The organism is Humibacter ginsengisoli, from assembly GCF_054780095.1.
This window is the reverse complement of the sequence record NZ_BAAGWZ010000006.1, coordinates 370605-391681: the sequence shown is the minus strand read 5'-3', so window position 1 is coordinate 391681 and position 21077 is coordinate 370605. Positions and strand designations below refer to the sequence as shown.

Genomic DNA, 21077 nt, shown 5'->3' with positions numbered 1-21077 from the left:
CCCGGTCCTCAGGAGGCCTTCGCCTTCGCGTGGGCCTTCGCCGCCGCCATCGCCTCGTGGAACGGCCGGCGCGGATTGCGCACCGCCGATGTCGAGGTGAGGTCGCGGCTGGCGAGGATGTTGGCGAGCCATCCGACGACCAGACGTATCCGGCGGCTCATGCTCGGCATCGCGAGCGCGTGGTACACCTTGTCGACCGCCCACGCCGGGAATCCGCTGAGCTGAACGCCTTTGACGACCGCCGCTCCCTGGTGCCTGCCGTAGCTGGCCAGCGTGCCGAGCGACTCGTGGCGGTAGGGCATCGGCGGCTCGTCCAGCAGTGCGCCGAGCAGATTCTGCGCGAGCAGGTTCGCCTGCCGTAGGGCGTTCTGCGCGTTCGGAGGGTAGTACGACGGCTTCGAGCCCGAGCTCGGCTTCGGAACCTGCGCGTTGTCGCCGACGGCCCAGGCGCCCTGCACCACGGATCCGTCGTCGCGCACCACCTGCAGGCACTCGTTCGCCTGGGCGTGCCCTTTCGGACCGGTCGGCACACCGAACCGTCCGATCATGGGGCTCGGTGTGACACCCGCCGACCACACGATCGTGTCGGAGGGATGCGTGCTGCCGTCGCTGAGCTGCACGATGCCGTTCTCGCAGTTCTTCATCTCCGTCTTGAGGAGCACCCGGATGCCGCGCTGGCGCAACGTCTTCAGGGTCCACTGCGAAAGCGGCTTGCCGACCTCCGCGGCGATCCGATCCGCGGCCTCGACGAGCAACCAGGTCATGTCGCGCATGGCCAGCGAAGGATAGGTGGCGACCTCGTGCCTGGCGAGCTCATACAGCTCCGCGATCGCCTCGACGCCGGTGTAGCCGCCGCCGATGAACACGAAGGTGAGCGCCCTGTCGCGTTCCGCGTCGTCTCTCGTAGTCGCGGCGAATCGGATGCGATCCAGCACGTGATTGCGCAGGTACACCGCCTCTTCCAGGGTGCCGAAACCGACGCCTTGCTCTTCGAGGCCCGGGATGGGCAGTGCCTTGGTGATCGAGCCGAGCGCGAACACCACGTGGTCGTACGAGAGCGGGCGTTCGACGCCGTCTTCCGCGCGTACCATCGCAGTGCAGGCATCCAGGTCGACCGCCATCGCCTCGCCCGCGATCACGGTGGCGTGCTTCAGCGCGCCCTGCAGCGTCACCGTGGCGTCGCGCGGCTGCGTTTCGCCGCCCGCGACCTCGGGGAGCAGCGGCTTGTAGGTGAGATACGGCTGCGGCTCCACCACGGTGACGCGCACCCGGCCCGCCTTCACCGCGTGACGCAGCCCTCTGGCGACGTGGAATCCGGCGTAGCCTCCGCCGAGGACGAGGATGTGTGCCTGGTCTGTCATCGGTTCCGACCTCCGTTCGACGGAATGGACATGGGGCGGTCACTGGTGGGCGATTCGTCGGCAAGAAGATGGAAGCCACTGCGCACGAGCGCGAAGTGGCTGAAGGCCTGCGGTGTGTTGCCGAGCTGGCGGTTGTTCTTCGTGTCCCATTCCTCGCTGAGCAGGCCGACGTCGTTGCGCAGCGTCAGCAGGCGTTCGAAGAGCTCGGTCGCCTCGTCCCTGCGGCCGGCACCGATCAGGGCGTCGACGAGCCAGTACGAGCACGCCAGGAACACGCCCTCGCCGCCGGGAAGGCCGTCGTCGGATGCCTGTGGCCGGTATCTCAGCACGAAGCCGTCTTCGGTCAGCTCGCGCTGGATGGCCTCGATGGTGCCGATCACGCGGGGGTCGTCGCCAGGCAGGAACCCGACGCGCGGGATCTGCAGCAGCGAGGCATCCAGTTCGGTGCTGCCGTACGACTGCACGAAGGTGTTCTTGTCGGCGTCGTACCCGTTCGTGAGGATGTCTTTGCGCACCTCGGCACGGAACCGCTTCCACTTGTCGACGGGGCCCTTGAGGTTGAACCTCTCCGCGGCGCGCACCATGCGGTCGGCCCCTACCCACACCATGAGCTTCGACTGCGTGAAGTGCCTGCGCGGGCCGCGCATCTCCCACAGGCCGTTGTCGGGCTCGCGCCAGATCTTCTGCACGTGCTCGATGAGGGCGCACTGCAGGTTCCAGGACGCGTCGTCGCCGGTGCGCAGGGTGGCGCGGGTCAGTGCGAGGCCGTCGAGAACTTCGCCCCAGACATCCAGCTGCAGCTGATCGGCGGCCGCATTCCCCACCCGCACCGGCCTGGAGTGGGCGTAGCCGCTGAGCCAGTCGAGTGACGCCTCGGGCAGTCTGCGCCGCCCGTTCAGCCCGTACATGATCTGAAGCTTTGAGGGGTCTCCGGCGACGGCCCGCAGCAGCCAGTCGCGCCACGCCTTGGCCTCGCTGGTGTAGCCGGCCGTGAGCAACGATTGCAACGCGAGTGTCGCGTCGCGCAACCAGCAGTAGCGGTAGTCCCAATTGCGCGGACCACCGAGCTGCTCAGGCAGCGAGGTCGTGGCGGCGGCCACGATGCCCCCCGTGGGCACGTAGGTGAGCGCCTTGAGCGTGATGAGCGAACGCTGCAGCGCTTCGGCGTACGGGCCGTGCACCTTACTGGCGCGCGACCACGTGTCCCAATAGCCGTCCGTCGACTCCAGAGCGTTGAGCGCATCCACCGGTAGAGGGGGCCGCAGGTGGCTCGGGTTCCAGGTCATGACGAAGGGGATGCGCTCGCCCTCGTCGATCGTGAACTCGCTCACGGTTCGCATGTCCTGCCCCTTCAGCGGAGCGGGCGTGCTGACGGTCACGGCGTCGGGGCCGGCCACGGCGCGGATGCCCCTCTCGTTGCGCGTCACCCACGGCACGACGTGCCCGTAGTCGAAGCGGAGCGCCAGTTCCGATCGCATGCGAACCGAGCCGCTGAGCCCCTCGACGACTCGGACGAGATCGGCGACGTCGTCGCGGACCGGCATGAAGTCCGTCACGCGTACCCGGCCGTCCTCGGTGTCCCACTCCGTCTCGAGGATGAGAGTGTCCGGCCGGTACCTGCGCCGCGTCGAGCGACCGGCGCCGTCGGGAGCGATGCGCCAGAAGCCGTTGTCTGAGGTGCCGACCAGCTTTCCGAAGCAGGACGGCGAGTCGAAGCGGGGGAGGCACAGCCAGTCGATCGATCCGTCGATGCACACCAGGGCTGCGGTGTGCAGGTCGCCGATGATCGCGTAGTCCTCTATCCGGGCCGACTCCTCGCCCGTCGCGGTGTTGTTCTTCGGAAGGTCGTTCGGTGCAGCGGCCATCGTCACAGACCGACGCTCGACTGCATGATGCCGCCGTCGACGAACACCGTCGTCGCGGTGAGGTATCGGCCGGCATCCGAGGCGACGAAGAGCACGGCATCCCCGATTTCGGAGGGATCGGCCACCTTGCCCAGCGGGATGGCGTCTTCCAGCTTCTTGCGCTCGTCCGGATCGTTCAAGGTCTCAGTGTTGATCGGCGTCGCCACCGCGCCGGGAGCCACGTTCACGACACGGATGCCCTGGGGACCGAGCTCGACGCCGGCGGTGCGGGTGAGCATCCGCATGCCGCCCTTGGCGACGCAGTAGGCGATGTTGCCCGGCATCGGCCAGTCCTCGTGCACGGACGAGATATTCACGACCACGCCACCGCCGCCCTGGGCGATGAACTGCTTCGCCGCGAGCTGGGTGCCGAAGAACGCGCTCTTCATGTCAACGGCCATGACTGTGTCGAACGCGTCTTCGTCCGACTCGATCAGGCTGTGGCGCTTCTCGATCCCAGCGTTGTTGACCATGATGTCGAGCCGCCCGAACTCCCGCACGGCGGCGTCGATGAGCGATTGGATGTCGGACGGCTTCGAGACATCCGCCTCCACGCCGATCGCCTTGCCGCCGGCCGACGTGATGTCTTTGACCAGGTCGGCGGTGTCATCCGGTCGGGCAACGTAGTCGATCACGACACTGGCGCCCTCCTGGGCGAGCCGCTTGACGATGGCCTCGCCGATTCCGCTGTTGCCGCCCGTGACGATGGCGGCCTTGTCTTTCAGTTGCATCTGCTCGCTTCCGTCCAATCCCTCTCTTCGGCGTTCGCGAGGAACGCGGTGTTCGCGATGGAACCCTTCGACTCGACCACTTCGCGGCCGTCGCCGCAATCCTGTGCAGACCTCGCGGATGAGTGATATGAGGAGCGAAGTCGTCGCCTGCGGGGCCACGACGACGATGTCGAGGCTCCCTGAGGCTTCAGACAGACGGCTCCTCAAGCCGTGTTCATGCACGTCGCGGGTGTGATGATCACGATGACGGGAGGATTCGTCAGCATGAACGCCCCACCGGGTTCGCGCGATCGCGTCCTGGTCATCGTGACGATCGCACTGGTGGTCGTTTACGTGCTGATCGACGTGGCGCTCGGCATCCTGCGGCCCGACTACAGCATCGTGAGCGACTTCGAGAGCGATTACGGGCGGGGTCGGTTCGCGTGGCTCATGGACGTGAACTTCGTCATTCGCGGCGTGCTCTCGGCGCTCGCACTGATCGTGCTCGTCCGGCGCGGGATCGCTCGCACCTGGACCGCTGCGCTGTTCGGCGTCTGGGCCGTCTCGTCCGCACTCCTCGCCTTCTTTCCGACGAACGTCGCGGGGCTGCCCCGCGTGCCGAGCGGAGCAGTGCACCTCGCGCTGGCGTTCGTCGGCTTCGTCGCGGTGGCGATCGCGACGTTGGCGATGTCGTTCGCGGTCATCCGGCGGCAGGCGGTATCTCAGGGAACCGGTGTCGGACTGCTGGTGGTCGCCTCACTCGGCGTCGTCTTCCTGCTGGCACTCGCCGGCGCCGCGGCCTGGGATGCCTCGGGCATGGTGGAGCGCCTGTTCCTGCTCAGCCAGCTGGTCTGGACCGCCTGGGCGGTACCGGCTGTCAGTCACCGGGCGAAGGTGCCTCAGAGCTCGTACGAGTCGCCTGGCTGAAGGCCGAGGTAGCGGCCGCCGCCCTGCTCCGTCGCCCACTGGATGCGGGCATCCGCCATCTGCTTGCCGATGACCGAGTTCACCATCTCGTGGGTGGAGAACGAGTGCTTGGGCCCCAGATGCAGCACGTAATCGATGAACTCGGATGCCTTGAGCCAAGGAGCCGACGACGGCACGGCGAGCACGTCGATGTCGGCGAGGTCGGGAGCGGCGAACGAGTCGCCCGGGTACACGAGCTTGTCGTTCACGATGACACCGACGTTGTCGACGACCGGGATGGAGGAGTGGATGACCGCGTGCTTGCCGCCGAAGAACCGTAGCGTGAACGGCGCGACCTCGACCGTGTCGCCGGCGTGCACGACGCGCACGTCGAAGTCCGAGGCGGCCTTGGCGACGCCCTCAGGTCCCAGGATGACGGCGTCGGGACTCTGGTCGAGGATGCGCTTCAGCTGCTCCGGCGTCCAGTGGTCGGCGTGCTCGTGCGTGATGACGACCGCGACGGTGCCGGTCGCATCGGTGATCGGCGTGGTGAACGATCCCGGATCGACGAACAGCCTGGCGCCGTCGTCTTCGAGGATGAGTGCCGCGTGCTCGAGCTTGGTGAGTTTCATGTCACCATTCTGGCCCCGTCTGTCCGGCGTCCCGGTGGCGATTTGAGGGTGCATCGGGCGGTATGGCATACTCGATGAGTTGCCTTCTCGGCACGAACGGCCCCATCGTTTAGCGGCCTAGGACGTCGCCCTCTCACGGCGGTAACGCGGGTTCAAATCCCGCTGGGGTCACCATCGCGAAACCCGGCTCCCTTCACTCGAGGGGAGCCGGGTTTCGTGTCTCAGCGGTAGCATCGCTGGCCGGCGAACCACGAGTCGCGTGGCGGAGGGGGAGTGGCGGATGGGTGAGGTCGAGAGCGAGGGCCGGCCCGGCCGCGTGAGCGCGAGTCTTCCGCGGGGCGTGCGAGTGGCATCCGACTGGGCGTGGCGGCTGCTTGTCATCATCGTTCTCGCCGGTGTCGTGGTCTATCTGGTCGTCGTCTTCCAAGACATCGTGGTGCCGCTGATGGTCGCGCTGCTCGTGTGCGCGCTGGTCGCACCGACCGTCGGAACGCTGCGCCGGCACCGATGGCCGAAGTGGCTCGCGATCGTGGTGTGCCTGGTCGCCCTGGCGGCGATCCTCGGTGGGCTCGTACTCCTCATCGTCTGGCAGGTACGTGCCGGTCTTCCACAGCTCGAGCGGGAGTCGGTGGCGGCATACAACCGGGTGCGGGATGCCCTCAGGCAGCCGCCGTTCAGCATCAGCGACCATCAGCTTGCGGGCTATTTCTCGCAGATCGGGGCGTTTCTTCAGAAAGACTCCGCGACGATCCTCGGCGGAGCGCTCAAAGTGGGGACAGCGACCGGACATGTGCTCACCGGGTCGCTGATCGCGTTGTTCGCGACCGTCTTCATGCTGATCGATGGTCGCGGCATCTGGAATTGGATCGTGCGGATCTTCCCGAAGACGGCGAAGCCAGGGCTGACCGCCGCAGGCGACGCCGGCTGGCGAACGCTCACGAGTTTCGTGCGCGTGCAGATTCTCGTCGCCGTCGTCAACGCCGTCGGCATCGGACTTGTGGCGTTCTTCCTCGGACTGCCGCTCGCCGTTCCGATCGCAGTGATCGTTCTCCTGGCATCCTTCATCCCGGTGATCGGTGCGATCGTCTCTGGCATCGTCGCCGTGGCAATCGCGCTGATCTTCGCCGGGCCGATCCAGGCCATCATCATGCTGGCAGGCGTGCTGGGCGTGCACCTGCTGGAGGCGCACGTGATGCAGCCGCTGCTCGTCGGCGGCGCGGTGAAGGTGCATCCGCTCGCGGTCGTGGTCGGCGTCGCGGCCGGTACCGGCCTCGCCGGTGTGCCCGGCGCGCTGTTCGCGGTGCCGTTCCTCGCCGTTGCCAACGCCATGATCACGGCCATGCTGCACTCGCATGATCGCCCGGCGCCGATCGATGAGCACGGCGACACCGAGACGGCACCGCATCATGAGAGCGAGGTCACGGAGCCGCCCGGTGCCCACGGAGGCCAGGGCTGAAACTCTCCTACTCCGCGGCCTCAGAGCAGGCCGAGTTCGTTCGCGAACGCGCGCGTGCGTCTTGCCATGTCGCCCGGAACCTCGGCGATGGCGAAGTGCCCGCCCTGCTCCAGCCGCTCGAAGGTGCGCAGGTCGCGGTAGAACTCCCGTGCCACTGACTCCGGGTAGTCGTGCTCATGCCGTTGGATGTGCACGCTCGCCGGCACGGTGACGGGCGGAATGTCGGCATCCATGTCATCGAAGTACGGCCGGAACGAGGTGCCGATCGACTGCGTCGTCCAGTAGATCATCGCTTCCGTGAGCAGGCGTTCCCGCGAGAGCCGCTGCTCGACTCGGCGCGGGTCGCCCGAGGGCGTGTCGCTCCACTCGACGAACTTCTCCACCAGCCAGGCGACTAGTCCTGCCGGTGAATCGTTCAGCTCTGTCGCCAGCGTGTCGGGGCGGGTGCCTTGCATGTGCGCGTAGCCGCCCATCGATTCTTGTCGGCTGAGGAGCGCGCCGAAGAACGCCACGGCGTCCGGTGCGACCAGCCGCTCACGCTCCGCCGGGGTCGGGAAGTGCGCGTGTGTGACGAGGATGCCATGAACCGCTTCCGGGTGTCGCGCCGCGATCAGATCGTTGACGTTAGCCGTCACGTCCTCCCCGTACGTGATGTACCGGTCGTATCCGAGCACCTCTGTCATCAGGGCATGCATCGTGGAGGCAAGCCGTTCCTCACTCATGCCGCCTGCGGCATATGCCGACGAGAAGGCGAATCCGGGAAGGCTCGGCACGACCACGTGGAAGTCGGAGAGAAGGTCGGCGTAGGCGAGCTGCATCGCGAACGTGTGCGGCCAACCGTGCATCACCAGCAGCGCGGGGGCATCCTCGCGATCCGCCCTCAGATGGACGAAGTGAACCGCCGCCCCATCAATCGGCGTGATGAACTGCGGATGCCGGTTCAACCATTCCTGTCGCTCTGGCCAGTCGAACTCCGCCCATGATTCGACGAGCTCGCCCAGGTAGTCACGCGTCATTCCCGACCACGGCCGTCCGGGGCTGTCGGCATGCAGTCGTGTTCGTCGCAGGCGATCGCGGAGGTCATCGAGTTCGACCTGCGACACCTCGGCGGTGAACGGTTCCATCCGCCGACGCTAACGCCGACCACCGACAACGAAAGTCAGCGCCGGGGCCCGGTCAGCGTGACCGGCGGCACGAGTTCGGCGACGCGTTCCCGCACCCACCACACACGGTCGCGGCGAAGCTCCTTCCAGCTGGAGAAGCGGTACAGGTACAGCGACGCCCGCACCATCGCCGGACGTTCGGCGCCGAATGGAGCCTTGCGGAGCATACGCAACGTCGCAGGGTTGGCCTCCAGCAGCTTCTGCAACAGCGGATAGAACCAACTCTCGCCGCGCGAGCCGAGCGCGAGGAACCACATCAGCCAGTCGAGCCTGAGGTGGTACGGGGCGAACTGGCGGGGCCAGTAATGGGGATCCCCAGGCTTTCCCTTGAACTCGTACTCGCGCCACACCGCCGTGGCGCGATCGGTGGAATCGGTGGCCTCGACCACCACCTCGTACCGCTCCTTCGTGACCGACCCGAACGCGCCGTAAGCGTTCACGAGATGCCACCTGTTGAAACTGGCGTTCATCAGCTGGTGCCGCGAGAACAGGTTCTTCAGCGGCCACCAGCTCAACCAGAGAAGGAGCAGCCCGACCACGCAGATGATGATGAAGAACCAGATGGGTGTCACCAGATGATCCGTGTGCGCCGGCATCGCCGGGATCACGAAATGAGCGACGGGATCCGAAATCGCGGCGAACGCCAGGATGATCGTCAGCACGTTGAGCCAGGCGAAGTTGCCGGATGCCACGAGCCATAGCTGGGTGAGGATTACGATCCCGGCCGCGATGCTCGCCACCGGCTGCGGGGCGAAAAGAAAGAACGGCACGATCAGCTGCGCGAAGTGGTTGCCGAGCACCTCCACGCGGTGCGCCCAGGCAGGCAGGTGATGGAAGAACCAGCTGAACGGGCCCGGCATCGGCTGCGTCTCGTGGTGGTAGTACAGCGCAGTGAGGTCGCGCCATGACCGGTCGCCGCGGATCTTGATCAGGCCGGCTCCGAACTCGAGCCGGAACACGAGCCAGCGGAAGAAGACGATCATCACCCACGGCGGCGCCTGGTCGTTCGAGCCGAGGAACGCGGCGGCGAATCCGGCCTCGAGCAAGAGGCTCTCCCATCCGAACGAGTAGAACGACTGGCCGATGTCGACTATCGACAGGTAGCCCAACCAGATGAGCAGGAACGCGACCATCGGGGCCCACGAGGGCGCCAGCTGCGGTAGCCCGGCGACAAGGGATGCCGCGATCAGCGCACCGACTCCGGCCACCCACCGCAGGAGCCGGTCGGAGTACCGCCATCGGAACAGCGTCGGGGGAAGCCGGTCGCCCATGCGACGGATGAACGTGGGCGCCGGCTGCAGTCCGTGCTCGCCCAACAGCACCGGGAACTGGGCGAGCGTCGACAGGAAGGCGACGAGATATACCGCGGCCACGCCCCGCTCGAGAACCTGCCGCGCCAGCTCATACTCCGTCGCGTCGAACCAGCCCATACGATGCCCACGTTAAGCGTTCGTGGCGTGACCGGCGGGCGGGTTGACGCCCAGCGGCGTCGGGTAGCATGGAGAACGCGAGGGGGAGTATCCCAGCGGCCGTCACGGTCGCGCGCACGGTCGTCATCACGAGCATCAGCGTCAACGGCGCGAGGGCTCCGGGCGTGCAGCGTTTCACACGCGGGAGAGACTCTCGTCGCGTACGCGTACCCGCGTCGTGACGAGACCTCCGAAAGCCTGGCCACATGACCGAGCTCCCGCTCTGGTTCGAGATCACGTCGATCGTGGTGCTCTGCCTCATCCTCGCCGCCGACCTGTTGTTGGCGCTCAAGCGTCCGCACGTTCCGAAACCGGCGGAAGCAGCGATCTGGATCGTCTTCTACTCGGTGCTCGCCGTGCTGTTCGCGTTGCTCTTGTTCTGGATGGGCGACTCCGAGCACGCCGGGCAGTTCCTGGCCGGCTGGCTTACCGAGTACAGCCTGAGCATCGACAACCTGTTAGTGTTCATCGTGATCATGGCCAGGTTCGCCGTCCCGGTGCGCTACCAGCAAGAAGCGCTGATGGTGGGCATCCTCATCGCGCTTGTGCTGCGTGGTGTGTTCATCGTGATCGGCGCAGGGCTCATCGACAGCTTCAGCTGGATCTTCTACCTGTTCGGCGCCTTCCTGCTCTACACCGCTTATACGCAGGCGTTCGGGCATCCGGAGGAGGAGGGCGGGAAGGACCCCGCCTTCGTGCGATTCGCGCGCAAGCGCCTGCGCGTGCACGACGAGTTCAACGGCGCGAAGCTGCGCATCACGGTTGACGGCAAGCGGTTCTTCACGCCAATGATCCTGGTGTTCCTGGCCCTGGGCACGACCGATCTGCTGTTCGCGCTCGACTCCATTCCTGCGATCTTCGGCATCACCACCAGTCCCTTCCTCGTGTTCGCGGCGAATGTGTTCGCGTTGATGGGTCTGAGGCAGCTCTACTTCCTGCTAGGGCACCTCGTCGAGCGGCTCGTGTACCTCAAGTACGGCATCGCGGCGATCCTCGTCTTCATCGGTGTCAAGCTCGTCTTCCACGCACTGCACCAGAACGAGGTGCCGTTCATCAACGGCGGGCATCCGGTGGAGTGGGCACCGGAGATCGGCACCTGGGCGTCGCTCGGATTCATCGCGCTCGCCATGCTTGTCGCTACCATGGCAAGTCTGATCAGGATGTGGGTAGACCGCCGGTCCGCGAACCTTCCAGAGGGGAGCACTGCGGGGGCGCAGTCCGTGAGCCGTGCCGGCGAGCACGAGGGTACAAGGCAGGAGAAGGCGTTCGGTGAAGCTGACGCTCGCGGTGAGCGCCCGCACTGACGCGGGTGCGGTTCGCACGGTCAACGAAGACGCCGTGCTGGCACGCGACCCCCTGTTCATCGTGGCCGACGGCATGGGCGGGCACGCGCGAGGAGATCTTGCGAGCAGCTCCGCGGTACGCGTGATGGGCGAGCGCATCCCTGAGGGCGCGTTCGTCACACCGAACGACGTGCTCGATGCCATCGCGGCGGCCAACGAGGCCGTGCGCGCTCTCTCGACGGCGGATGCCTCCGGCATCTCGGTCGCAGGCACCACGCTCGCCGGCATCGTGGCCGTGAACGGCAGCGACAACGGAGCCCGGTACTGGATGATCGTCAACATCGGCGACTCCCGGGTGTACAGCTGGGACGGCGCACGCCTCACGCAGCTGAGCGTGGACCATTCAGCCGTGCAGGAGCTGCTCGACGCAGGCGTGATCAGCGCGGACGAGGCGGGCGGGCATCCCGAACGCAACGTCATCACCCGGGCGCTGGGCGCTTCCGACGACGTCGATGTGGACGTGTGGATGCTGCCTGCCGGGGGAGAGCAGACGTTCCTGATCTGCTCCGACGGTCTCAGCAAGGAGCTCGCCGACGATGAGATCGCAGCCATTCTGCGCGAGAACACCCATGATCAGCGTCTCGCCGACGTGCTGACGGATGCCGCGATCGCCGCAGGCGGTCGCGACAACGTGACTGCGGTGATCGTCTCGTCGTGGCCCGCTCCGGCCGAAACCGATCAGGATACCGTTGACCGACCGGAGCAGCGGCAGTACCTCGAGGACACCCGGCCGCGCGTCTGAGCGGCGACAGCCGGCTCCCGGGGAGAAAGCCATGAACTCTCACGACCACGAAGATCGAAGGATGACCACCGTGATCACAGCCGAACCTACAGCCCCCGGCGGCTGGCTGGCCGCCGTGATACCCGGACGACTGGCCGTGGTGCATCATCCCGAGCCGGATGCCGTGTTCGCGGCTCGGCTGTGGGCGGCGCTGAACGACGAGGACGGCATCCGTCACGTGCTCGACGAGCTGGCCAGGAACGGCCTCACCTCGGTGCCCGGTTTCGTGCTCGCCGAGTGGGACGACGCAGGCGACGCGTTCGACGGCCGGTTCATCGTGCGCGGCGGCGCCGGGGTCGTCGTGGAGGCGGGGAGCGGCGGCGAGGACATCACGGCGAACGGTGTCTCCACGTGGGTGGAGCGCCCGGTGAGCGGGGTGCGCGGGTTTCGCATCGAGTGCGCTCCTGCGCAGCTGCGAGGCGGGACGGCCCTGCCATTCATAGAGGGAGTGGCCTGGGTGAGTGCGTTGTCGTTCGGCAGCGCCGCCGAATCGTACGACGAGGCGTCGCGGCGCCCCTCGACACGGCGAACGGAGGAGCCCGGGGCGTCGACGCGGACCCAAGCGGTGCCGGCGCCTGCGGCGGGCGCCCCCGGGACGGCGACGACGGAGCCGGCAGACCCCGTTCCGGCCACGCCAGTGGAAGACCTCGACCGCACCATCGCCGATCTCGAAGTCACCGTCGTCGGAGAAGATGCGGCCGAGCCGTCCGCCGAGCCCGCCACAGTGCAGGAGCCCGCAGCACAGGAACCTGCCGTCCTGCAGCAGCCCGCGACCGGGGAGCCCGACGCAGCCCAGGCATCCGCTCCTGAGGTGCCGCACGAGACCACGGCGTACGACCACCTGTTCGGCGCCACGATGCTTCGCAGCGTGGAGGATGCCGCAGCCCGCCCCGACACGGAGGATGCCGAGGCCGCTGTTCAGCAGGCTCCCACGGTCATCCCTCCGCTCCCGCCCGTCGCTCCGGCGGCTGCAGCGGCTCCCGCCCAGCAGCCGGCAATGCTGGGCGACCACGACGGCCTCACGGTGCTGAGCGGCGACCTGAAGGCGATGCGCGAGGCATCCGCACACGCGACCGGCGCTGCGGCGGATGCGCCGCCTGCGGCCCCCGCCGCGGTCGATGAAGACCGGGGCTTCACACTGCAGCTGCCCGACGGACGCACCGAGCCCATCGACGGCATGGTCGTGGTCGGCCGCGCTCCCAGCGTGAGCAAGATGGGCGGCGGCCGGGTGCCGCGCCTGGTGACCGTCGACAGCGCGGAGCACGACATCTCCCGCAACCACGTGCAACTCACCGTAGAGGGCGGAACCGTGGTGGTGACCGATCTGCACTCCCGGAACGGAACCCTGATCGCGCTTCCCGGCAAGTCGCCGCAGAAGCTGCGTGCGGGTGAACCGACCTCGGTGATCGCGGGCACGGTGATCGACCTCGGCAGCGGAGTCACACTGAGCGTCGTGCCGGCATGAGCAGGCGCGTCGCATCCGAAGCGCCCGAGCTGCCCGGTTACACCTTTCAACGGCTGCTCGGTTCGGGTGGCTTCTCCGACGTCTTCCTGTACGAGCAGAAGCTGCCACGACGCAAGGTCGCCGTGAAGGTGCTGCTCACCGACCAGCTGGACCAGCAGTCCCGAGCGCACTTCGTCGCCGAGGCGAACGTGATGGCGCAGCTGTCGGCGCATCCGTACATCGTCACGATCTATCACGCCGACGTGTCCAAGGACGACCGCCCGTACTTCGTCATGGAGTACTGCTCAGGGCCGTCGCTCGGTGAACGGTACAAGCGCGAGCGGTTCGGCGTCGAAGACGCGCTGCGCATCGGGGTGCGGGTGGCCGGTGCCATCGCGACCGCTCATGCCGCCGGCATCCTGCACCGCGACATCAAGCCCGCGAACGTGCTCACGAACGACTTCGGGTGGCCGGCGCTCACGGACTTCGGCATCTCCTCGACGCTCGAGGACGAGTTGCCCATCCACACCACGTCGACGCTCTCCCGCCTGCCGGCCGGCAGCGGCAGCGACACGACCTCGAAGCAGTCCGTGGGCCTCTCGGTGCCATGGTCGCCGCCGGAGATGTTCGAGGACGATCCGAAGCCCGACGTGCGCAGCGACGTGTTCTCGCTCGCCGCGACCATCTACACGTTGCTGGCCGGACACACCCCGTTCGAGGTCCCCGGAAGATCCAACGGCACGCTCGACCTCATCGGCCGCATCGAACGCGGCGCGATCACCCCACTGAACCGGCCGGATGCTCCGCGCACGCTGGTCGCGGTGCTCGCCAAAGGCATGGCCGCGCGGCGCGAGGACCGCTTCGCGTCCGCCGTCGACTTCGCCAGGGCGCTGCAGCGCGTGGAGCTCGAACTCGGATATTCCCCGACCGGCATCGAGGTGCCGAACCTGGCGGTCGCCTCGTCGCGACCTGACTCGGACGGCGCCGACCCCGCGGACGAGACCAGGGTGCGGCAGGTCGCCACCGTCGTCGCGCAGCCGCCGGCCCCACACGCCGCGCCACAGGAACGCGGGCCGCAGCCTCCGCCGCCGTCTCCCGTGCGCGTCTCGTCGCCGCCGAACGCCGACTCCACACGCCTACGCGATGTGCAGCCGGTTCAGGCGCAGAGCCCGGTCGCAAACGAGGCCACAATCATCCGACCCGGCGAACGCACGGTCATCCGGCGCGCCCCGGCTGTGGCAGCGGAGCCGGCACGAGACGAGCAGATCAGCGCCCCGGCGCCGGGGACCGACCAGGACTCCCCTGCCACCGACGAGCCGCAGACGGATGCGCCGGCGCGGCCCCGCCGAACCGCGATCATCGCCGGCATCGTCGCCGCCTGCGTGCTGGTCATCGCCGGCGGCATCACCGCTGCCGCCCTGCTCATCCCGCATGCAACGCCCGGGCCGGCGCATACGGATGCCCCGGGCAGCGGCGACGGGCAGATCGACGTCTCGTCCGTGCCGGATCCGACCCTCGGCTCGGCCGTGCGCAGCGCAGACGGCACGAGCGTCACGTTCACGTGGAAGAACCCGAAGCCGAAGCCGGGCGACTACTACCAGTGGGTCGAAGAGGGCACGACGCATGGGGCCACGACGACGAAGACAGCACAGGCCACCGTCACGGGTCTCACGCCCGGTTCCGGCGTCTGCATCGACGTCGCCATCGTCCGCGACGGCCGCACGTCACCGAACCCGCTGAAGGCGTGCTCGTCATGAAGTCCGTGACGATCGAGTTCTGCGGGGAGGAGTACCGGGTCGACAGCCCAGGCGACTTCACGATCGGCCGCGAATCCGACCTCACCCTCGACGACAACCCGTATCTCCACCGGCGCTTCCTGCGCGTGTTCGACGAGCACGGAATGTGGTGGCTGGCGAACGTCGGAACGCTTCTGACTGCCACCGTCACGGACGGCACCGGGGGAGTGCAGGCATGGCTTGCTCCCGGAGCCCGTCTTCCCATCGTGTTCGAGACGATGCACGTGATGTTCAGCGCCGGCCCCACGACGTACGACTTCACGATCCAGAACGCGGATGACCTCTACACGACCTCGCGCATCCTTCAGGAGTCCGGGGGATCGACCACGATCCTGCCCGTCACGCTCACCACGAGTCAGCGCCAACTGATCGTCGCGCTCGCTGAGGGTGTGCTCAGACAGCAGCTGCCCGGAAGGGCCGAGGTTCCCACCTCGGCGGCTGCCGCGGCGCGACTCGGCTGGTCGCTCACCACGTTCAACCGCAAGCTCGACAATGTGTGCGACAAGCTCGACAAGCTCGGCGTCGCCGGGTTGCGCGGCGGTGCAGGCAAGCTCGCGACGAGCAGACGCACGCGGCTGGTCGAGTACGCGGTCGCCACGCACCTGGTAGGCGCGGAGGACCTTCCGCTGTTGGACCGCGACGAGGCATCCGAATAACGGTCCTTCGCCCGTAAACAGGGGGTGTGTTACCGTTTACGCGCTCCGGGGGCGACGACCTGGGCGAACGCTGGCAGGGAAGCGGGGGATACGGTGACGGTCCTGGCGCCCCTCGCCGCGTGGATTCGCTCGCATAAGACCGTCGCCTCTGTGATCGCGATCGCGCTGATCGCCTCCGTTCCGGCAACATTCGCCGTTCTGCACAAGGGTTTCCCGACCGACGACGTCAATCTCGACGCCCGTGATGTGTGGGTGACGAACGGTCAGAAGCTGATGGGCGGCCGCCTGAACCACCAGATCAACCAGCTGGATGCCGCGGTGACCGGCGCCTCCAGCGACCTGAACGTTCTGCAGGACGGCACCGCCTATTTCCTCACCGACTCCAAGAACGGCACGCTGGAGCGCATCGACCCCGCGTTCGTGTCCCTTGTCGACAGGGTGAGCATCCCGCCGGGGTCGCAGGTGTCGTACGGTGCGAGCACCATCGCCATAACGTCGCCCGACGGCAAGGTGTGGGTTCTGGATGCCTCGTCGCGGCTCGCGTTCGACCCGTCGAAGACGGCGCCCACCGCGAAGCTGGGGTCGGGCACTCAGACGGTCGTCACGAAGGGCGGAGTCGCCTACAGCGCCTCGCCGAGCAAGCACGAGCTCGTGCGCTTCGACCACCCGGGAGCGCAGGGCACGAGGTCGAGCCTCGCCGTGCCGAGCTCGTTCCAGCTGTCGGCGGTCGGCGACCAGCCGATCCTGCTCGACACCGCGCACAACCGGGTACTGATCGGCACCAGCACGACTGTGAACCTGCCGTCGAAAGGGCTGCAGCTGCAGCAACCCGGCGAAGCGAACTCGTACGCGCTCGTCGCCTCCGGCAGTGCGCTGATGAAGGTGCCGCTCGATGGCGGGCACGTCGGCATCGTGGGTGCGGGTATCCAGCATGCGGTGACCAGAGCCGATCAGGTCTCGGCTCCGGTCTGGCTGAACGGATGCTCGTATGGAGCGTGGGCGGGCGCGGCGCGGTACCTGTATGCGTGTGATGGCAAGGCATCCGTCGGTGTCGACATCGCGCAGCAGGTCAGCGGTGATGACCTGCGCTTCCGGGTGAACCACAACGTGATCGCGTTGAACAACCTGCGCAACGGTGACGCGTGGGTGGTGTCGAGTCACATGGTTCTGGTGCAGAACTGGGCGACCTTGAAGCCGAACGACTCGCAGGTGAACGGCAACACCGGGCAGGAGAAGCCGGTTCTTCAGTCCTTCCAGGACACCCTCGCGCACCGCACGAAGATCAACCATCCGCCGGTCGCGGTGGACGACGGTTTCGGCGTGCGGACCGGGCGGTCGACCGTGCTGCCCGTGCTCGACAACGACACCGACCAGGACGGCGACGTGCTGACCATCACGCAGGTCACTCCGGTGCCTGCTGGGGTGGGTCACCTCGACATCATCGAGGGCGGTCGTGCCGTGCAGCTGACCGTGCCGGCGAACGTGACCGGGAGCGTGTCGTTCCGGTACACGATCGACGACGGGCGAGGTGGAACGGCCAGCGCGCAGGTGAACGCGACGGTGCATCCGCCGAACGTGAACGCCGCGCCGGTGTCGAAGCGGGAGAGCGACGCCTCCGTCGAGGTGGGGCAGTCGGTCGCCTACGACGTGCTGAACGACTGGAGCGACCCTGACAGCGACGACATCTCGCTGTCGGGCGCCCAGTCGACCACCGATGATCAGGTGCAGTTCCAGCCGAATGGCAAGATCACGTTCCTCAGCAAGAACGGGCAGACCGGTGTCAAGGAGGTGCGGTACACGGTCACCGACGGCAGGACGAGCGCCACCGGATCGCTGTACGTGACAGTCAAGCCGCAGGGCTCGCTGGATCCGGTCGCGACGCCGGACTTCGCCTCCGGATTCGCCGGGCAGCCGATCGTCGTGAACCCGCTCGACAACGACCTGTCGCCCTCCGGCGACGAGCTGAGCCTGGTGGGAGCGAACTTCAGCAGCGGCCCGGTGGAGCCCGCCATCGTCACGGATGCGCAGAAGCAGACGGTGACCGTGACGGCGACCACACCGGGTGAGTACTACCTGGAGTACACCCTCGGGGCCGGCGCAAAGACGACGACTGGCCTGATCCGCGTCAACGTGCTCGACAACGGGAGCGATGCCGGTCCGATCCCGGTCGCCGACGTTGCCTACGTGCGGCCGGGAGAGACCACCACCGTCGATCCGCTCGCCAACGACTCGTCGCCATCGGGCCGCGTGCTCGCGCTGCGGACCGTGACGAAGACGGATGCCGCGGCCGACCTCAATGTGCAGGTGCTCGACAACCAGATCGTGAAGGTCACGTCGCCGTCCGTTCTGCCGAATCAGGTGCAGTTGAACTATGTGGTCTCGGACGGAGTGAAGGAGGCGGCGTCGACGATCACGGTGGTGCCGATTCCGCCGATCGTGGTTCATCAGCCGCCCGTCGCGGTGGATGACACGGCGACGGTGCGCGCCGGCGACATCACCACGGTGAGCGTGCTGGACAACGACTACTCGCCCGACAACGAGCCGTTCAACCTCGACCCGAAACTGAAGGACACCTCGAACGAAGGCCAGGGCGCCACGGCCTTCGTCAGTGGCAAGACAGTCCGCTATCAGGCGCCGAACTCGCCCGGTCAGTACTCGGTGTCGTATTCGATCAGCGACAAGTGGCAGCAATCCGCGGTGGCGACGGTGACGTTCATCGTCACGGGCAAGAACGGCAAGGATCAGGCGCCAAACCCATCGACCCTGACGGTGCGCGCGTTCGCCGGCTCGAGCATCCCTGTCACCGTTCCGCTGGACGGCATCGATCCGGACGGCGATTCGGTCACACTCGACGGGATCGTCAGCCAGCCGAGTCTCGGCCGCATCGTGAGCTCGACCTCGAACTCGTTCATCTACGAGGCGTACCCGGGTTCCGGCGGCACGGACACGTTCACGTACAAGGTGACGGATACGTACGGCAAGAGCGCGACAGGCACGGTGCGGGTCGGCGTGATCCCGAGGCCGTCCAGTCTGCAGCCTCCGGTCGCCGTCAACGACACGGTGCAGGTCAAGCCGGGGCGCACCGCCGCTGTGCCCGTTCTCGCCAACGATTCGGACCCGAATGGGTACACGATCTCGGTGGAGAAGAAGCTGACCGACGTGGATCCGGCACTCAAGGCATCCGTTCACGGGCAGATCGTGCTCGTGCAGGCGCCGGAGAAGGAGGGCGTCTACGTCGCCCGCTACACGATCACGAACGGCCAGGGCGGTCAGGACAGCGCTTACGTGCAGGTCATCGTCACCAAGGACGCCAAGCTGGTCTATCCGACCGCGATCGATCAGGACGTGCAGCCGGACCAGGTGGCGGGTAAGAGCTCGGTCAAGGTGGATGTCTACGAGGGCGCCGTCAACCCGTCCGACCTCGTGGACAAGCTGAAGGTCGCCGTCACGGGCCCCAACGCGAAGTACGCGACGGTGGGGTCGAGCGGCGAGGTGGAGGTCAAGCCCCAGCACTCGCGGATGGCGATCGCGTACACCCTGACCGATCCGGCGACCGGGCTTGCCGGGGAGGCGTTCATCGTGGTGCCGCCGTCGTCGGACGGCACGGCGCCGCCGAAGGTGAAGGTTCCGCAGCAGATCGTGTCGATGAACGGCACGAAGTCGTGGAAGCTCTCCGACATCATCGATGTGCCTTCGGGGCGTCCGGCGAAGATCACCGGTCGCAGTGGCGTCAGCGCAACGCATTCGACAGTCTCCGGCTATGTGGATGACCAGACCATCACGTTCACGGCGCAGAAGGATTACCGCGGTCCCGCCGCGGTGACGTTCAAGGTGGACGACGGGCGAGAGCCCGGCGCTTCTCAGGACCGAGTCACCTCGCTGGTGCTGCCGATCACGGTGGGGAATCCCGATCAGTCGGATGTTCCGCCCACGTTCACGCCGCCGAACGTCACCATCCAGGCGGGCGAGAGTCCGACGGTCGTTGACCTGCGGGCATCCACGTACCACCCGAACCCGCAGATCCTCAACAAGATCACGTACACCGACTTCTCCGGGGCGTCAGGCGGCATCGTGGCCAATCCGAGCGGGTCGACGCTGTCGCTGTCGGCACCGTTCGGCGTGCAGCCGGGCACCACGTCGACGATCCACTTCAAGGTGAATTCGCCGACGGTCTCGATCGACGGGTCGGTGAACGTGCGCGTCGTGAGCTCCACGCGGCCGCTGGCGCAGCAGAAGAACCCGCCGCAGACCATGGACATGAAGCGAGGGCAGAGCAAGACCCTCTCCGGTGCGACTGGCGACACGTACTGGGTGAACCCGTTCCCCGGGCATCCGCTGACGATTACGAGCGCGAAACAGGTGAGCGGGCCCAGCGGTGCCACGGTCACGTATACGTCCAGTTCGATCACGGTCAGCGCCGGCAGTGGAGCCGGTATCGGCACGGTGAACGTGCAGTACACCGTGCAGGACGCGACGAAGGACCCGGCGCGGACCGCCGCCACGATCGGCCAGCTGAACGCCACGATCCACGACGTGCCGGCGCAGCCTTCGGCTCCCACCGCGAAGGCGAACGGCGACAGCAGCATCGACGTCACTCTGAGCCGCGCACCGACCGACAACGGGAGGCCGATCACAAGCTACGACATCTTCGCGAACGGTTCGAAGGTCAAGACGGTGACGTCGCTCGGCACCTACGCGATCTCCGTCACGAACGGAAAGGCGTATACCTTCACCGTCGACGCCGTGAACTCGGACGGCCCGAGCACGACCTCACCGCCCAGCAATTCCGTGACTACTTGGGGCACACCGGGCACACCCGACGCGCCGTCTGCGCGCGAGAGCGGCAACTCCCCGAACGGCACCATTACGTTCAGCTGGGGATCCGTGGACGCGCGAGGCCCGCTGCAGACCTATCAGTGGAGACTGAGCAACGGGCGAACCGGACAGACCACCAGCACCAGCGCATCGACCGGGGGTCTAGGCCAGGGCAACTACTACGTCCAGGTGCGTGCGCAGAACCAGGGTGGTGTCTGGGGTAACTGGTCCCCGCAGAGCAACACGGTGAACGTGCCCAACCCGCCGCCGCCGCAGCCGTCGGTGTCGTTGTCACGCGGCGCGTTCACTCAGCACGGCGGCTGCAGTTATGGCTGCTACTACTACGACGTCACCGTCAAGAACTTCAACCCTGGAACGTACCCGGTCAAGTACTACTGCAACAACGGCATCGAGCCCTACACCGATCACATCACGGTGGGCAGCGACGGCACGGGGCACATGGATTCGCAGGATGCCGGCGAATCGGGATTCAACTGCGGGTACGACGGTGCGTACGCACTCGTGAACGGGGTCAAGAGCAATGTGGCGAACTTCCACCCGTAGCGCGCCCCTTAAACACCGCACGGGCGGACCTCCCAGTTCGCCCCGTGATCGGGGGTGTGCTAGCTTGTACGCGCTCG

Annotated in this window: 14 protein-coding genes and 1 tRNA gene; 9 read left to right on the top strand and 6 right to left on the bottom strand. The window is 67.1% G+C overall.

All coding sequences use genetic code 11. The features are described from left to right. Nucleotides 1–8: 8 nt before the first annotated feature. Genes ACYVI5_RS10100 through ACYVI5_RS10090 form a run of 3 tightly spaced genes read right to left on the bottom strand, consistent with a single transcriptional unit; the run spans nucleotide 9 to nucleotide 3996 of the window. Nucleotides 9–1361 carry an NAD(P)/FAD-dependent oxidoreductase gene (locus ACYVI5_RS10100; protein WP_460580063.1) on the bottom strand — a complete coding sequence of 451 codons (1353 nt, stop codon included), beginning with the start codon at nucleotides 1359–1361 and terminating at the stop codon, nucleotides 9–11. Beyond that, nucleotides 1358–3226, bottom strand: a complete 1869-nt coding sequence (locus ACYVI5_RS10095; RefSeq protein ID WP_460580582.1) for a glycoside hydrolase family 15 protein — start codon at nucleotides 3224–3226, stop codon at nucleotides 1358–1360. The genes ACYVI5_RS10100 and ACYVI5_RS10095 overlap by 4 nt, the downstream gene beginning before the upstream one ends. 2 nt (nucleotides 3227–3228) lie before the next feature. Continuing rightward, nucleotides 3229–3996 (bottom strand): SDR family NAD(P)-dependent oxidoreductase, encoded by a 768-nt coding sequence (locus ACYVI5_RS10090; protein WP_460530240.1) that lies wholly within the window; start codon nucleotides 3994–3996, stop codon nucleotides 3229–3231. A 264-nt stretch (nucleotides 3997–4260) separates the two neighbouring features. On the opposite strand from ACYVI5_RS10090, the gene ACYVI5_RS10085 reads away from it, so the two are divergent. After that, on the top strand, nucleotides 4261–4902 hold the full coding sequence (locus ACYVI5_RS10085; protein ID WP_460580062.1) for a DUF998 domain-containing protein: 642 nt from the start codon (nucleotides 4261–4263) through the stop codon (nucleotides 4900–4902). Here the strand turns inward: ACYVI5_RS10085 and ACYVI5_RS10080 are convergent. Next, complete coding sequence (locus ACYVI5_RS10080) at nucleotides 4875–5513, bottom strand: MBL fold metallo-hydrolase (RefSeq protein ID WP_460580061.1); 639 nt, start codon at nucleotides 5511–5513, stop codon at nucleotides 4875–4877. The two genes, ACYVI5_RS10085 and ACYVI5_RS10080, sit on opposite strands and share 28 nt — an antisense overlap. A 98-nt stretch (nucleotides 5514–5611) precedes the next feature. Between ACYVI5_RS10080 and ACYVI5_RS10075 the strand changes: the two genes are divergently transcribed. Then, nucleotides 5612–5687 (top strand) — tRNA-Glu (locus ACYVI5_RS10075). A 106-nt stretch (nucleotides 5688–5793) separates the two neighbouring features. Next, complete coding sequence (locus ACYVI5_RS10070) at nucleotides 5794–6969, top strand: AI-2E family transporter (RefSeq protein WP_460580060.1); 1176 nt, start codon at nucleotides 5794–5796, stop codon at nucleotides 6967–6969. Nucleotides 6970–6989: 20 nt separating this feature from the next. Here ACYVI5_RS10070 and ACYVI5_RS10065 read toward each other — a convergent pair whose 3' ends face one another. Together ACYVI5_RS10065 and ACYVI5_RS10060 are read right to left on the bottom strand one after the other, a co-directional pair. Then, a complete protein-coding gene (locus tag ACYVI5_RS10065; protein ID WP_460580059.1) occupies nucleotides 6990–8093 on the bottom strand; it encodes an epoxide hydrolase family protein in 1104 nt (367 codons plus the stop codon). Between the two features lie 35 nt (nucleotides 8094–8128). Further along, nucleotides 8129–9562: a lipase maturation factor family protein gene (locus tag ACYVI5_RS10060; RefSeq protein ID WP_460580058.1), complete on the bottom strand. Its 1434-nt coding sequence runs from the start codon at nucleotides 9560–9562 to the stop codon at nucleotides 8129–8131. Between the two features lie 245 nt (nucleotides 9563–9807). Between ACYVI5_RS10060 and ACYVI5_RS10055 the strand changes: the two genes are divergently transcribed. The 6 genes from ACYVI5_RS10055 to ACYVI5_RS10030 all read left to right on the top strand — a co-directional run bounded on the left by ACYVI5_RS10055 (nucleotide 9808) and on the right by ACYVI5_RS10030 (nucleotide 21000). Next, nucleotides 9808–10905: a TerC family protein gene (locus tag ACYVI5_RS10055; protein WP_460580057.1), complete on the top strand. Its 1098-nt coding sequence runs from the start codon at nucleotides 9808–9810 to the stop codon at nucleotides 10903–10905. Further along, on the top strand, nucleotides 10871–11686 hold the full coding sequence (locus tag ACYVI5_RS10050) for a PP2C family protein-serine/threonine phosphatase (RefSeq protein WP_460580056.1): 816 nt from the start codon (nucleotides 10871–10873) through the stop codon (nucleotides 11684–11686). Before ACYVI5_RS10055 ends, ACYVI5_RS10050 begins: the two co-directional genes overlap by 35 nt. Nucleotides 11687–11747: 61 nt before the next feature. Further along, on the top strand, nucleotides 11748–13190 hold the full coding sequence (locus ACYVI5_RS10045; protein ID WP_460580055.1) for an FHA domain-containing protein: 1443 nt from the start codon (nucleotides 11748–11750) through the stop codon (nucleotides 13188–13190). After that, nucleotides 13187–14926, top strand: coding sequence for a serine/threonine-protein kinase (locus tag ACYVI5_RS10040; RefSeq protein ID WP_460580054.1), 1740 nt, complete (start codon nucleotides 13187–13189; stop codon nucleotides 14924–14926). Before ACYVI5_RS10045 ends, ACYVI5_RS10040 begins: the two co-directional genes overlap by 4 nt. Then, a complete protein-coding gene (locus ACYVI5_RS10035; protein WP_460530207.1) occupies nucleotides 14923–15621 on the top strand; it encodes a hypothetical protein in 699 nt (232 codons plus the stop codon). Before ACYVI5_RS10040 ends, ACYVI5_RS10035 begins: the two co-directional genes overlap by 4 nt. 150 nt (nucleotides 15622–15771) lie before the next feature. Then, nucleotides 15772–21000: an Ig-like domain-containing protein gene (locus ACYVI5_RS10030; RefSeq protein ID WP_460580053.1), complete on the top strand. Its 5229-nt coding sequence runs from the start codon at nucleotides 15772–15774 to the stop codon at nucleotides 20998–21000. Nucleotides 21001–21077: the final 77 nt, after the last annotated feature.